This is a genomic window from Streptomyces laculatispora (assembly GCF_017353455.1).
Lineage (GTDB): Bacteria > Actinomycetota > Actinomycetes > Streptomycetales > Streptomycetaceae > Streptomyces > Streptomyces laculatispora.
Genome location: NZ_JAFMPZ010000234.1, coordinates 1 through 14355 on the forward strand (window position 1 = coordinate 1; position 14355 = coordinate 14355).

Below are 14355 nucleotides of genomic sequence, written 5' to 3' on the forward strand. Positions count from 1 at the left end.
CGGTAGGGCTGCGCCGGACACCGTCGCTCCGATCCCGGCCGATACCCCCATGGCCGGTGCGGTGCTCTCCCCGGCCGACGGGGACAGGACGGGGAGGGGCAGGGCGGCCCCGGCCCCGGGCTGCTCGCGCCACGCGTGCTGAGAGGACAACTGGGTGGACGCCCCGGTGCCGTCGGGGTCGTTCCGCCCCGCGTCCGAAGCGCTCCCGCTCTGCCGGGGGGCGGGCACCTTGGGCCGGCGCTTGCCGGAATCCTTCGGGAACTCCCTGTCGAACCAGGCCGTGCTCATCTCCTCGATCAACAGCGCCCCGGAACGGCTGACCCGGACGGGCCTGCGGTCTCCCTCGTCCATGGCTCTCGCCAGCTCACGCAGCACGGCCACGGCCATGACCCGGTTGCTCCGCAGGGCGTTGAGGTGGTTCTTCACCGTGCGCCGGACCCGTGCGGCCTTGGCGCCGTCGTCGTCGTCCGTCTTCTGGCCGGCGAGCGAACCCCGGTCGGCGTCGATGATGTCGAAAGCGGCCAGCCAGTGGGCCGCCCGGTAGGCCACCAGCTCCTCGAAGGCGTCGTCATCCTTGTCCGCGGCGTTCAGCAGTTCTCGGAGCGGGCGTCCGGAGAAGTGCAGCCCGGCCCGGACGGACCCGGCATTGAACACCTCGGCGATACGGGGATTCCATGGGGCCGGGTAGCTCTCCGACGTCAGTGCGGACCAGGCGCGGGCACGCCGGTTGATCTCGGGGCTGCTCAGCTGCGAGGGAGGCGACTCGCTGAGCGCCCGGCGGATCAGCAGCTTCTTGTGAGGATCGGTCGGAAAGAGTTCCCGCAGGATCATCATGGAGCGGAGATCGCGCAGCTCCGAGACCGTGGCGTCCTGCGCGGCGATGCTCAGTTCGCTGACGGGCGCCAAGCCCGACAGAACTTGTGATTCCTTTTCGTCGAGGACGCCTCGTGCGACGTACATTCCGAGCACGCTGCGCCCCAGGGCCCGTCCCCGGTCATTCGGTACGAACTCCAGCGGTGGATGTACGTGATCGCGGCGATTGCTCATCTGCACAATGCGATAGAGACGTTCAGGGGTCGGCGTGCCGACGACCAGGTGAGCGGTCACCACCGCCACATTGGTCGCACGGATCGCCGTGGCCTCGTCATCACCCGCGAGCCGGGCTTCGGCCCACTCCTGGTTGAGCCGGTCGGAGAGCTTCTCCAGCCAGAACTGCGGGTCGAAGAACGCCTCGTCACCGGGCAGACCAAGCTTGCTTGCCGGAACACCGGTGAGAACCTCGGCCGACGTCAGCCCAAAGATGTCCTGACGTCGTTTCGTTCGATTATTTCCTCGAACGGCCATCCAGCCCACGTATTCGGCGGGGTGCACCGGCACGCCGTCGGCGTTCAGCTGGGGACGTTCGGTGAGGCAGAATCGTTGAGGGATATACATGCCCGGTTCTTGCTGGCCGTTGAGGACCAGATCTTCCTTGAGGTCATACGAACGCAGCCCGTCCCGGCGGTCCAGTTCGTCAGAGGCCTCTTCTGTGTTCGAGGTCAGCCACTGTCGGTTGGGGGGATGACTGAGCAGCGCCGCGTACGGCTGCTCGCCGCCGTCGGGACTCTCGCGAGGCCAGGGGTACACCCTGGTGAGGGAGCGTTTGGTCCTTCCGCCGACCGCGGGGTCCGCCGTCGAGTGCCAGAGGGAGCTGATCCGTTCGTTGTGTTCCCATACGACACCGCCCACCCCGTGCATCTGTACTTCGACCACCACTATTTCGCCCGCGTCGGTACGTACGGTCCGCAGGGCCCCCTCCCTGAGGGTGCGGACACCGTGGGCGTCCGGCTCGCTCAGGGTGTGCTCCGGGTCGACGAGAAATGCGGCCGCGTTCTGCAGGGCGGCACGAGGCGACTTCACATGCGGGGTCGCCAGGGCGGCGTCTACCCAGGTATTTTGACGTTCTACCGAAACTGGAGGCCGGAATGGGCCGTCAGTCTGATGGTCGCTCATCACACACCTCTTCACTTGTCGAACAAGTCAAACAGCTTGGCGAATTGCCTGGCCGACCTCGCCACTACGGCCCAGACCTCACTGTCCGATCCGTTGAGTGCTTCTCGCGCGGCGGAGAGAAGGCTGGCCACTCGCGCAGCCTGACCGAAACGGCGCTGCTTGCGCAGCTTGGTCAACTCGCTCTCGATTGCCTGCAGTTGGCGAGACAGTTCGAAATTGAGGTCAGGTTCGGAACTGGGGTCAGGGTCCGGCGAGGGGTCCGGTGAAGGGTCCGAGGTTGAGTGGACGGACATCGAGATGAACCCTTCGAGCGGCGGATTGGATTGCCTACCGTGCCATCGTCAGGAGTGAGGGTGCGCGTGATGACCGCATGAAGAGCCAAACTGCTTGGTGTTTGTCGTATCGAGGTCATCGACGAGGCGACATGGTCGCCTCGTCGATTAAATACGATCAAAAATGAAAGCAGCTTAGAAAAACGAACGCGACGGCCGCCCTTTCGGTGGCACAGGACGGTGCGACTGGTGGGTTGACGAAACCTTAATGGATGCGCTATAGGGGGCGGGTGCGAGTCATCCGCCGGCGCAGTCGGGGCACAGGCCCCGGTAGGTCACCTCGACCTCGGAGACGGTGAAGCCGAACCGTTCGGAGGGCGGCAGCCCAGCCAGCGGGTCGGCGTCGGGGTGGACGTCCCGGATGGTGCCGCACTCGGAGCACACCAGGTGCTGGTGCGGGTGGTGCGCGTTCGGGTCGTAGCGCCTGGCCCGGCCGTCCGTGCCCACCTCGATCACCTCGCCCAGCGAGACCAGTTCGCCGAGGGTGTTGTAGACGGTGGCGCGAGAAATCTCCGGCAACAGGGCGGCGGCGCGTTCGAGTACCTCGTCCGCCGTGAAGTGGACGTGCTCGCCCGCGAGGACCTCGGCGACCACCCGGCGCTGAGCGGTCATTCGCCAGCCACGTCCACGAAGCCGTTCCAGCAGGTCACTCATGCCTACCAGCCTAACTGTGCGTTGTCCGACGAATGATGCGTGCAGACCCGTCTGCCGTATTGACTTGGACTAGGTCCATCGTAGGATCGGTTCCGGCTGACAGCCAAGGGACCGGTCAACAGCAGGGGAAATTGCGTGGCTTCAGGAGACGGGTGCGCTCACGCCGGCATCCGGACCGGGACCGCCTCGGTACCGAGGCGGTTGCCTCCGGGACGCGGGGACGCACAGGGCGCCGTCGTCTCCCTCCGAACCGGCGCCTTCAGAATCATCACCCTCAGTTCCACCACCCTCAGTTCCACCACCCTCAGTTCCACCACCCTCAGTTCCACCACCCTCAGTTCCAAGGCAATGTGATCCGCCCCGTCCGGAAGGATTTTCATGACTGAGAACCACGACGCGATCGTCACCGACCCGAAGGCGGAGGAGGTCTCCGGCTGCCCGGTCGTGCACGGTCGCGCGCCGCACCCGACCCAGGGCGGCGGAAACCGTCAGTGGTGGCCGGAGCGGCTCAACCTGAAGATCCTCGCCAAGAACCCCGCCGTGGCCAATCCCCTCGGCGAGGAGTTCGACTACGCCGAGGCCTTCAAGAGCCTCGACCTCCCGGCCGTGAAGCGGGACATCGCCGAGGTGCTCACCACCTCGCAGGACTGGTGGCCCGCCGACTTCGGCAACTACGGCCCCTTCATGGTCCGGATGGCCTGGCACAGCGCCGGGACCTACCGGATCAGCGACGGCCGCGGCGGCGCCGGAGCCGGACAGCAGCGCTTCGCCCCGCTCAACAGCTGGCCGGACAACGCGAGCCTCGACAAGGCCCGCCGGCTGCTGTGGCCGGTCAAGAAGAAGTACGGCAAGAACCTCTCGTGGGCCGACCTCATCGTCCTCACCGGCAACGTCGCCCTGGAGTCGATGGGCTTCAAGACCTTCGGCTTCGGCGGCGGCCGCGCGGACGTGTGGGAGCCCGACGAGGACGTCTACTGGGGTCCCGAGACCACCTGGCTCGGCGACGACCGCTACACCGGTGACCGAGAGCTGGAGAACCCCCTCGGCGCGGTCCAGATGGGCCTCATCTACGTCAACCCCGAAGGCCCCAACGGAACCCCGGACCCGATCGCCGCGGCCCGCGACATCCGCGAAACGTTCCGCCGGATGGCGATGAACGACGAGGAGACGGTCGCCCTGATCGCGGGCGGCCACACCTTCGGAAAGACCCACGGAGCGGGCCCGGCGGACAGCGTCGGCGCCGACCCGGAGGCCGCCCCGATGGAGCAGCAGGGCCTCGGCTGGCAGAGCACGCACGGCACCGGCAAGGGCGCCGACGCGATCACCAGCGGGCTCGAGGGCATCTGGACGGACACCCCGACCACGTGGGACAACAGCTTCTTCGACATCCTCTTCGGGTACGAGTGGGAGCTGTTCAAGAGCCCCGCCGGCGCCCACCAGTGGCGGCCGAAGGACGGCGCCGGTGCGGACACCGTCCCCGACGCGTTCGACGCGTCGAAGACCCACGCACCGACGATGCTGACGACCGACCTCTCGCTCCGGTTCGACCCGGCCTACGAGGAGATCTCGCGGCGCTTCCACGAGAGCCCGGACGCGTTCGCCGACGCCTTCGCCCGAGCCTGGTTCAAGCTGACCCACCGCGACATGGGCCCGGTCGTGCGCTACCTCGGCCCGGAGGTCCCAGCCCAGACGCTGGTGTGGCAGGACCCGCTCCCCGAGCGGACGTACGAGACCGTCGACGCCTCGGACGTCGCCGCGCTCAAGGCCCGGATCCTCGAATCCGGCCTGTCGGTTTCGGAGCTCGTCTCCACCGCGTGGGCGTCGGCCTCCTCCTTCCGCGGCAGCGACAAGCGCGGCGGTGCCAACGGCGCGCGCATCCGTCTGGTGCCGCAGAACGGGTGGGAGGTCAACGGCCCGGACCAGCTGGCCACGGTGCTGCGTACCCTCCAGGGGATCCAGGAGTCCTTCAACTCCGCCCAGTCCGGAGGCAAGCAGCTCTCGCTCGCGGACCTCATCGTGCTCGCCGGAGCCGCAGGCGTCGAGAAGGCGGCCAAGGACGCCGGCTTCGACATCGAGGTCCCCTTCGCACCGGGCCGTGTCGACGCGTCCCAGGAACAGACCGATGTCGAGTCGTTCGTCGAGCTGGAGCCGGCCGCCGACGGGTTCCGCAACTACCTCGGCAAGGCCAACCGGCTGCCTGCCGAGTACCTGCTGCTCGACCGGGCGAACCTGCTGACGCTGAGCGCCCCTGAGCTGACGGTCCTCGTCGGCGGGCTGCGGGTGCTCGGCGCGAACCATCAGCAGTCCTCGCTCGGTGTCCTCACCGAGACCCCCGGGGCGCTGACCAACGACTTCTTCGTCAACCTGCTCGACCTGGGTACGACGTGGCAGGCGACGTCCGAGGACGCCACCACCTTCGAGGGCCGCGACGGCTCAGGCAAGGTGAAGTGGACCGGCAGCCGCGCCGACCTCGTCTTCGGGTCGAACTCCGAGCTGCGCGCGGTCGCGGAGGTCTACGCGAGCGATGACGCGAAGGAGAAGTTCGTGAACGACTTCGTCGCGGCGTGGGACAAGGTCATGAACCTGGACCGGTTCGACCTGGTCTGAGCAGGGCGCTCACGGGCCGTCGCGGCAAGGGAACTCCCCTGCAGCGACGGCCCGTTCCGGTGTGGCGGACGCCGGGCGTCAGGCCGTGGCCACCGCGAAGATGTGGATCACACCGCCGTCCGTGGTGGACGGCAGGGTCACACGCGCGAGCTGCTTCCCCGACTGGAGCGCGATCGGGGCGGTGGCGAAGACCTCGGTGCCCACCGGGTCCGTACCGCCGCCCTGGACGTCGCGGTACGCGGTGTGCACCGCGACCGTGTTGCCGAACGACGGCTTCTGGGTGCCACCGCCCAGCGTCCAGTCGCTGAAGCCGATCTCCACCTGCTGCGTGGTGCTGTCGATGTACGTCAGCGTCGCCTGCCCGGAGGCCGAGCCCTCGGCCGCGCTGCCCAGCAGGCTGAGCTCGGTGTCCCCGGAAGCGGACGGAACCCTCAGCACCTGCGGTTCGGCGCCGGCCACCTCGATGTTGTCCGGATCGCCCGCTCCCACCTCGGGCCAGCCGAAGTCGAAGCCGCCGGACGAGACGGTTCCGCCCGGTGTCGCGCCCGCCGCGGCGAGCGCCTTGGCCGAGTAGCTCCAGCCCTCACCGTCGAAGTCGGCCTGCGGGTTGTCGTCGTCGGTGGAGACGGCGGTGCTGTTGCGGTTCCACAGCGTGCTGTTCCGCTCGGCGACGGTCACCGCGGCCGACGTCCTCGGGAGCTCCTCGCCCGTGGACGACGGTCGTCTCCGCGGCGCCCGACCCCGGCTCGGCCTTCAGTTTGTCCGGAGTCGTGCCGGTGAAGTACTTCAGGCCGCCGCCGGGGAAGGACGGCGGTGCGTCGGCCTTCGCGGTGCCCCAGGAGGTGTCCGCCGTCGAACCGAGGGTGTAGTCCAGCGTCCCGCCCCGGGTGACGAGCGAGGCGGGGACCCACGGCTTCGTGGACGTACGGCCGTTGACCTTCAGGCCGTGGATGTAGGTGTTGTCCGCCGAAGCGGCAGGTGCGTCGACCGTGATCGTCCTCCCGTGCCCGGTGTGCACCACCGCGTGCGGGAACAGCGGTGCGGAGAGGGTCAGATCGGCCCTGCTCGGGTTCTGCGGGTACATGCCCAGCGCCGAGAAGACGTACCAGGACGACATGGTCCCCGCGTCGTCGTTGCCGGGGATGCCGCCCGGGGTGTCCGTCCACAGCTGGTCCAGCTCCGCGCGGACCGTCTCCTGCGTCTTGTACGGGGCCCCCAGGTAGTCGTACAGGTAAGGGGCGTTGATGTCCGGCTCGTTGGTCGCGTCGTAGCGTGTGCCGTCCTTCGCCGAGAAGTCGAACTTCCCGTCCGGCGTACGGAAGAAGGCGTCCAGCCGCTTCACCGCCTGGTCGTCACCGCCCGTCGCACCCGCGAGGCCCGCCACGTCCGAGTAGACCATCCAGGTGTACCGCGCGCTGGTGCCCTCGACGAAGCCGCTGCCGGTGCCCGGTGTGAAGGTGGCCGCCCAGGTACCGTCGGCCTTGCGGTCGCGTATGTACCCGCCCTGCGGAGTGGCGTTGGCGTCGAAGACGTTCGTCCAGTTCCCCGAGCGGTCCAGGAACCTCTTCGCGTCGGCGGTCCTCCCGGTCTGCCGGGACAGCTCGGACAGGCCGTAGTCGGCCGCCGCGTCCTCCAGGGTCTCGGCCGCGCCTCCCCAGCAGTGGCAGTTGTCCGCCGGTACGTATCCGAGCTTCAGATACGTACCGAGCGCGGGCCGCTGGCCCACGCACTCGACGTTGCAGCCGGAGCTGTCCGAGTCGTTCGCGGTGGGCACCGTCGCCGCCCGGACCAGGGACTTCAGTGCGCCCTTGACATCGAAGTCATGGCCGCCGAAGGCGTAGATCCCGGCGAGAGCCGCATCCGACGGATCGCCCGACATCACGCTCGTCCTGCCGTTCTCCAGCAGCCAGCGGTCCCACTCGCCGCCGCGCTGACCCGCATAGTTGTAGAGCGACTGCGCGTAGTCGCTGCCCGCCCTCGGATTGAGCAGCGTCATGAGCTGCACCTGTGCGCGGTACTGGTCCCATCCGGAGAAGGTGCCGTACTGGGCCTTCTGCCCCTTGGCGAGCCGGTGCGGCTTGCGGTCGGCGCCGAGATAGCGGCCGTCCACGTCGCTGGTCAGGGTGGGCTCCAGCATGGAGAGGTAGAGCGCGGTGTAGAAGGTGGAGCGCTGGGCGTCGGTGCCGCCACCCACCTCGACCGACTTCAGCGTCCTGTTCCAGACCTCCGCGGCCCGGGTCCTGACGGAGTCGAAGCTCTCGTGGGGCCCGTTCTCCGCACGGAGGTTGGCCTCGGCGTTCTGCGGGCTGACGTAGGAGACGGCGACCCTGGCCCCGGCCTCGGTGGTCCCGTCGGCGAAGGTGATGTACGCGCCGGAGCCCTTGCCCTCCACGGCGTTGCCGGACGAGCTGTACCCCGTCCCGCCCGAGGCGGTGGTGGAGCCGGACTTCACCGTGCCGTCCGTCCAGGTTCCGGTCTTCGCGAACGCCTTGTCGAAGTGGGCGGTGAAGTAGAGCGTGTAGAGGTCCTTGCGGTTGTTCGCGCTCTGCGGACCACAGAAGTTGCCCGCGGTGACGGAGCCCGTCACGGTCCGGGCCGCCTTGTCGATCTTCACGGTGGCGCCGGTGCTGCCGCTCTCCGAGTTCGAGGTGCGAAAGAGCATGCTCGCGGGCTTGCCCGCCGGGAAGCCGAACTTCCCCGCACCGGTCCGGGCGGTGGTGGTGAGCGCCGCGGACGCGCCGCTTGCCAGGCCGACCTTGTAGTAGCCGGGCGCTGCGGTCTCGTCGGCGTGCGAGAAGGTGCTGGCGTACTTCGCGTCGGTGGTGTCCGAGCTGGGCGAGGAGTCGACGTCGCCCACGTACGGCATGATCGGGATGTCACCGTTGGCACCGGAGCATCCGACGCCGTTGAGATGGGTGAGGCTGAAGCCGCGTATCTTCGTCGCGTCGTACTGGTAGCCGCCGGGAGCCGGGGTCGAGACCTGCTTCCCCTTCGAGTTCTGCGGACTCCAGGCCAGCATGCCGAACGGCGGTGTTGCCCGCGTTGGACGTGCCGATCAGCGGGTTGACGTACGACACGGGGTTCTTGACGGTGCCGTGCGGAGGCCGCCGAGGCGGGTGCGGCCACGGCGGCCATCCCCAGCGCGGCCATGGCGGTGACCGTGACGGAGCTGATGACTCCGAGCCCGGCGTGCGTCCGGTGGTTGTGCGTGTCTGACACCGTTCCTGCCCTTCGTATATGACGAACGGTCAACGCGGTGGGAGCAGGTGCGCCGTGGGCACTCCGGAACGGCGTTGCTCCGACAACGTTGTCAACGACGTGAGGATGCTCCTCCTGCCGCTCCGAGGTGTCAAGGATTCCCGGAATCCTGCGGTCCGGACCGGGCGGCGGCGGTGCTGCCCGGTCCGGCGCTGGACGCGTTTCTTCGACAACGCCAAGTACCTGGCGATCGTGCTGGTCGCGAGGGGACACGCGTGGGGCCGTTGCGGGGGACAGCCGGGCCACGGCCGCCCCGTACCTCACGGTCTACGCGGGCACCGTTGACTGCTCAGTCGCGGTCCGCCGGGGCGTTCGCGCTGCCGAGGCCCGGACCCGCGAAGTCCGGACTCCCGAAGCCGGGGCTGGAGAAGTCCGGCCGGCCGTACCGGGGGCCGGCTTCCCTGCCCCCGGCCGCGGCAGGCGCGTCGGGTCCGCGGAGCTGATCGCGCAGAAACGGAAGGACGGCCCGGTCCCGAAGGCTCACCAGCCAGGCCTCCCGTGCCCGGTCCACCGCGGGCGGCCGAGCGGCGGGCGGGGCCGGCGCGGACGCCGTGTGTGCGGCGGCCGTGCGGTACAGCGAGAAGAGGCCGGCCGAGGCGCTCACCGCGCAGATCCCGAAGCTGGTCCAGCCCGCGGTGATCAGAGTGCCGGCTGTCGGCGTCCGGCTTCCGGCCAGGCCCAGTCCGTAGCCGATGAGCAGGAACGCGGCTGCGGCGACGCCCGCGAGGAGAGGGGTGAGGACGGCCAGCACCGGCAGCACACCCACCCCGTGTTCCTCCTGGTCTCCGGGGCCGGACAGGGGCTCGACCCGCTCTGCTCCGCCGGCGACCCGCGTCTGCTGCCGCAGGGAGGCGTACGTCCGGTACTCGGTGTCGGCGGCGCCGGTTATCCGCCGGGCTGCGCCGAGCCCCCGGTTGCGCAGCTGCCCCGGGCTGACGGCGGAGAGCGCCAGCAGACCCCGTATCTCGGGGGTCCGCAGCGCCTCGTCCAGCACCAGTGTGTAGTCGGGTCTGTCCTCGTCCTGAAGTCCGTACGTCCTGCTCACGCCGTCCCCGTCGCATGCGGCTTCCCCCGTGAATCGCCGTGTCGAGGGAAAAGTCGAGTGGGCGTGCCGCGTGTGGACGGCACGCCCGGGATCCTGATGACCTACAGGTCGAATTCGTTCGGCGTGATGCCGGCCGCGAAGCAGGCTTCGCGGACCACGGCGCGCTCGGTGTTGTCGAAGTTGCCGTCGGCGCCCCCGATCACGATGCCGATCTGGATGACCGCCCGGGCCTCGGTGGGCTTCTTGCCGACCTTGCCGATGGTCTGGAGGATGCTGACCTTCCCGAACTCGAAGTCGGAGGTCAGCTGCTGGCAGTAGTCGTTGAACCGGCGCTGCAGATCTTCGGCGGGGAAGTTCCGCAGGACTTCGTTCCCCGCGATCAGCGAGGACACCCGCTGCCGCTCGGCGGGGTCGATGGAGCCGTCGGCCGCGGCCACGAGGGCGCACATGGCCATGCTCGCATCGCGGAAGGCCCCGCTCTTGAGATCGTTCTTCTTGGCGTTGAGCTGCGTCTGCATCGTCGAGGCCGATTCCTTGATGCGGTCCCACAGTGCCATTCGAAATACTCCAGGGTCGGTCGAAGTGGTGAGTGCCGGCAGAGGTGCGGAAGAGAGCGCCGGCGGGAAGGGCCTAGAGGTGCGCGGTGACGGCCGGCATCAGGTCCTGGAAGGTGCGTCCCTCGGCCGGGGTGCCGATGGCCGTCATCTGCCATCCCGCACCGGACCGTTGGACCTTGGCCATGATCTGCGCGGTGTGGCGACCGCCGCCGGTCAGCGTGTAGCGCGCCAGTTCCTGGCCCGTGGTCTCGTCGACCAGACGGCAGAAGGCGTTGTCGACCTCCTCGAAGGTCTGGCCGGTGAACGAGTTCACGGTGAAGACGATCTGATCGACGTGGGCCGGGACGCGCTGCAGGTCGACGACGATCGACTCGTCGTCGCCGCCCTGGCCCGCGCCGCCGACCCGGTTGTCGCCGGTGTGCCGGACCGAACCGTCGTCGCTGGTCAGGTGCTGGAAGAAGACGACGTCCTGCGGGGTCGTGCCGGCGAAGAGGACGGCCGAGGCGTCGAGGTCGATCTCACGGGCGGTCAGCCGGGCGAGGAACCCCCTGCGGGGTGCGGACTTCCAGCCCAGGCCCATGCGAACGACGGTGAGTTCCCCGCCGCCCGTCTTGGTGAGGCTGATCTGCTGGCCCTTGGTCAGATTGACGGTCATGGCTCCACTTTCGGCAGGGGGCGGTACGACGGGGACCCGGACCGGGTCAGAGGCTGACTCCGAAGTCGGCGACGATGCCGCTGAGTCCGGCGGCATAGCCCTGCCCGACGGCACGGAACTTCCACTCGGCGCCGTTGCGGTACAGCTCGCCGAAGACCATCGCGGTCTCGGTGGAGGCGTCCTCGCTGAGGTCGTAACGGGCGATCTCGGCTCCGCCCGCCTGGTTGACCACGCGGATGTAGGCGTTGCGGACCTGACCGAAGCTCTGGCCCCGACCCTCCGCATCGTGGATCGAGACGGGGAACACGATCTTGGCGACCTCGGCCGGCACGGCGGCGAGGTCGACCTTGACGATCTCGTCGTCACCCTCGCCCTCGCCGGTGAGGTTGTCGCCGGTGTGCTCGACCGAACCGTCGGGGCTCTTCAGGTTGTTGTAGAAGACGAACTGCTCGTTGGAACGGACCTTCCCGGACTCGTCGCACAGCAGGGCACTGGCGTCCAGGTCGTAGTCCGTGCCGGTGGTCGTGCGGACGTCCCAGCCCAGTCCGACGAGGACCGCGGTAAGGCCGGGGGCCTCCTTGGTCAGTGAGACGTTTCCGCCCTTGGCGAGGCTCACACCCATGGTTCTCTCCTTCTACGCATCGTTGCGCCCACGCGTGACCGTGCGGGCACCGAGTGACAGCACCTGAAATCTACAGCACTGTAGAGTTTGTGTACGGGAGCGCGGCCCCGGGCTTCGCCGAGCTCACCAGGCGTCCGTGCGGCTGGGTACTATGCCTCGGCGCCCGGCAGTTGAACGAGCGGTCGGGCAGTCGCATGGAAGGGGCCGCGTCGTGGGCGGAGAGAAGGACGGCCGGCCGCAGGAGCCGCGGGCCCGCCGGCGCGGGCAGGGCGAATTGGAGTCCCAGGTGCTGACCGTGCTGGGCGGGGCGAGCGAGCCCGTCACCGCGGCATGGGTGCAGGAGCGTCTCGACGGTGGTCTGTCGTACAGCACGGTCATCACGATCCTGACCCGGCTGCTCGACAAGCAGGCCGTCACCCGCACGGGTTCGGGACGCCCGGTTCTGTGGCAGTCGACGGCGAACGGGGCAGGCCTCACCGCCTTTCGTATGCGCCGGCTCCTTGACCAGCGGGACGACCGGGACGCCGTGCTGTCCAGCTTCGTCTCCGCGCTGTCGCCCGACGACGAGGATCTGCTGCGGTCGCTGCTCGGCGAGAACGGCCCCGGCCCGGCCGGCCGGCCCACGGACGAATCGGAGAGCTGACCGATGGGCGTCTTCGTCTATCTGCCCCTGGTCCTGCCTCTCACGGCGCTGCCCATCGCGCGCCTGGCGGAGCAGCACCTGCACCCGCGAAGCGCCGCCCGTCTGCTCGCGACCATCGCCGTGATCCTGGCGTCGTGCAGCACCCTGTGCCTCGGTCTTCTGGTCGTGGTCGGCACGGCCCAGCTGCCCGGCAACCCGCTCCCTGACGGCTGGTCCGACGACGAGGTCAGGAAGGCTGTCCCGCACGACAGGTTCGCGGGCAAGACGGCGATCGCCGCGCTCACGGCCGTGGCCGTGGCCTGCGCGTCCAGCGTATGGCGCCACTACCGTTTCCGATCCCGTGCGCACCGGACGCTGGCCGGGCTGTCGACGACGGGCCAAGTCGCCGTTCTGCCCGACGGCGTGCCGTATGCGTACGCCTTACCGGGTTCGCCCGGCAGGATCATGGTGTCCTCCGCGATGCTGGACTCTCTGACGGCGGCCGAGCAGCGAGCGCTCCTCGCGCACGAGCGGGCCCATCTCGCCGGCCGGCACCACCGTCTGCTGCTCGCCGTTCAGCTGGCGGGCTGCGCGAACCCGCTGCTGCGGCCGCTGCGTGCGGCCATCACGTACAGCACGGAGCGCTGGGCCGACGAGGAGGCCGCCGTCGACACCGGGGACCGGCGGCTCACCGCCCGCGCTGTCGGCAAGGCGGCGATCATCTCGCACCGGGCCGCCACCGAGACCGTCGCGGCCTTCGCCGCGGCCGGTCCCGTCCCCCGGCGGGTCGCCGCCCTGCTGGGCCCCGTACCGCCGGAGCAGGGCTGGCCACCGGTTCACACCCCGACGGGGATCGCGGCGTCCGTCGCCGCGGTGGGAACAGCCCTGTCCACCCTGTCCTCGCTGAACGCGGCCTTCGCGCTCTTCGTCGCACTGGAAGCGGCGACGCCGCTGTAGCTCGCGTGGCACCCGGTTCACCGGACCCGGCGGCCAGGGATCGGGTCCGGAGCCACGACTACCGTTCCCGGGGCCGACCGGGCCGACCGGGCCGGCTGCCCGGCGACCGGCCGCCGCCGGGGCCACAGGGCCCGGTTCGCTCCCCACCTGCCCCGTCAGCGCAGGGAGTCGGGCAGTTTCTCCCGGTGGATGATGCCCAGGCGCTGCGTGGCACGGGTCAGCGCCACGTACAGGTCGCTGGTCCCGAACCGGGCGGGCTCCACGACCAGAACATGGTCGAATTCGAGCCCCTTGGCCTGCCGCGGGTCGAGCAGCACCACCGGACGGGCCAGATCGGGCTCGGCACCGGCCGTGACTCCTTCCAGCGGAGCCGCGATCTCCTCGTGGAGCGCCGCCGGCGCGATCACCGCGAGGCGACCCTCCTCGGGCGTCAACTCAGCGACCGCCAGCGCCACCGCGCCCGCCAGGTCCTCCCCGGCGTCCCGTGTCCACGGCACCTCGCCGGTGGACCGCACCGAGCCCGGCGGCTCGAAGGAAGGGTCCTCGGCCCGTACGACCCCGGCGGCCAGCTCCATGATCTCGGCAGGCGTGCGGTAGTTGACCTTGAGGGTGGCGTGCTCGAAGCGGTCACCGACGTACGGCTCCAGGATCTTCTCCCACGAGCCGACGCCGGCCTCCTCGGAGGTCTGGGCGGGGTCACCGACCAGCGTCATCGCGCGGGTCGGCGAACGGCGCATCAGCAGCCGCCACGCCATCGGCGACAACTCCTGTGCCTCGTCGACGATGATGTGCCCGAACGCCCAGGTCCGGTCGGCGGCGGCGCGCTCCGCCGCACTGCGGTGGTCGGCCTCCTCCTGCCGCTCCGCCATCCGTTCGGCGTCGATGATGTCGTGCGCGGCGAGCGTCTCGGACTCCTCGTCCTCGAACTCGTACGACTCCGAACCCCTCGACAGCTCCAGAACGCCCTGCGCGTACGCGATCCGCTCCTGGCGCTCGGCCTCGGCGGCGGCCCGCTCGGCGCTGTCGTCGACCCCGAGGAGCTCCGCCACCTCGT

Annotated in this window: 14 protein-coding genes; 3 read left to right on the forward strand and 11 right to left on the reverse strand. The window is 69.5% G+C overall.

Features of this window, described 5'->3' with window-relative positions:
- From J1C73_RS13235 to J1C73_RS13250, 4 genes are all read right to left on the reverse strand, one after another.
- Window positions 1–1992 (reverse strand): hypothetical protein (locus J1C73_RS13235; protein WP_207316544.1); only part of this gene is annotated, 1992 nt, incomplete at its 3' end.
- 11 nt (window positions 1993–2003) lie between these two features.
- Window positions 2004–2285, reverse strand: a complete 282-nt coding sequence (locus tag J1C73_RS13240; protein ID WP_207316545.1) for a hypothetical protein — start codon at window positions 2283–2285, stop codon at window positions 2004–2006.
- Window positions 2286–2561: 276 nt separating this feature from the next.
- Window positions 2562–2978: a Fur family transcriptional regulator gene (locus tag J1C73_RS13245; RefSeq protein WP_207316546.1), complete on the reverse strand. Its 417-nt coding sequence runs from the start codon at window positions 2976–2978 to the stop codon at window positions 2562–2564.
- A gap of 158 nt (window positions 2979–3136) precedes the next feature.
- Window positions 3137–3358, reverse strand: coding sequence for a hypothetical protein (locus tag J1C73_RS13250; protein ID WP_207316547.1), 222 nt, complete (start codon window positions 3356–3358; stop codon window positions 3137–3139).
- Between J1C73_RS13250 and katG the strand changes: the two genes are divergently transcribed.
- Window positions 3357–5585 (forward strand): catalase/peroxidase HPI, encoded by a 2229-nt coding sequence (gene katG, locus J1C73_RS13255; protein ID WP_207316548.1) that lies wholly within the window; start codon window positions 3357–3359, stop codon window positions 5583–5585. The two genes, J1C73_RS13250 and katG, sit on opposite strands and share 2 nt — an antisense overlap.
- A gap of 78 nt (window positions 5586–5663) precedes the next feature.
- On the opposite strand, the gene J1C73_RS36285 is transcribed toward katG, so the two are convergent.
- The 6 genes from J1C73_RS36285 to J1C73_RS13280 form a co-directional block, all read right to left on the reverse strand.
- Complete coding sequence (locus J1C73_RS36285; protein WP_504743433.1) at window positions 5664–6263, reverse strand: beta-sandwich domain-containing protein; 600 nt, start codon at window positions 6261–6263, stop codon at window positions 5664–5666.
- Window positions 6169–8604 (reverse strand): GH92 family glycosyl hydrolase, encoded by a 2436-nt coding sequence (locus tag J1C73_RS13260; protein WP_504743435.1) that lies wholly within the window; start codon window positions 8602–8604, stop codon window positions 6169–6171. Before J1C73_RS13260 ends, J1C73_RS36285 begins: the two co-directional genes overlap by 95 nt.
- Window positions 8605–9132: 528 nt before the next feature.
- Window positions 9133–9888, reverse strand: a complete 756-nt coding sequence (locus J1C73_RS13265; RefSeq protein ID WP_207316549.1) for a hypothetical protein — start codon at window positions 9886–9888, stop codon at window positions 9133–9135.
- A 101-nt stretch (window positions 9889–9989) separates the two neighbouring features.
- Window positions 9990–10445, reverse strand: a complete 456-nt coding sequence (locus J1C73_RS13270) for a tellurite resistance TerB family protein (protein ID WP_123467670.1) — start codon at window positions 10443–10445, stop codon at window positions 9990–9992.
- Window positions 10446–10518: 73 nt separating this feature from the next.
- Window positions 10519–11100 (reverse strand): TerD family protein, encoded by a 582-nt coding sequence (locus J1C73_RS13275; protein ID WP_124286260.1) that lies wholly within the window; start codon window positions 11098–11100, stop codon window positions 10519–10521.
- Between the two features lie 46 nt (window positions 11101–11146).
- Window positions 11147–11722, reverse strand: a complete 576-nt coding sequence (locus J1C73_RS13280) for a TerD family protein (protein WP_123467666.1) — start codon at window positions 11720–11722, stop codon at window positions 11147–11149.
- Between the two features lie 211 nt (window positions 11723–11933).
- Between J1C73_RS13280 and J1C73_RS13285 the strand changes: the two genes are divergently transcribed.
- The gene (locus J1C73_RS13285; RefSeq protein WP_241200446.1) at window positions 11934–12365 is read left to right on the forward strand and encodes a BlaI/MecI/CopY family transcriptional regulator; all 432 of its coding nucleotides are present in this window, start codon (window positions 11934–11936) and stop codon (window positions 12363–12365) included.
- A 3-nt stretch (window positions 12366–12368) separates the two neighbouring features.
- Complete coding sequence (locus J1C73_RS13290) at window positions 12369–13301, forward strand: M56 family metallopeptidase (RefSeq protein WP_207316550.1); 933 nt, start codon at window positions 12369–12371, stop codon at window positions 13299–13301.
- 155 nt (window positions 13302–13456) lie between these two features.
- Here J1C73_RS13290 and J1C73_RS13295 read toward each other — a convergent pair.
- Window positions 13457–14355 (reverse strand): ATP-binding domain-containing protein (locus J1C73_RS13295; protein WP_207316551.1); only part of this gene is annotated, 899 nt, incomplete at its 5' end.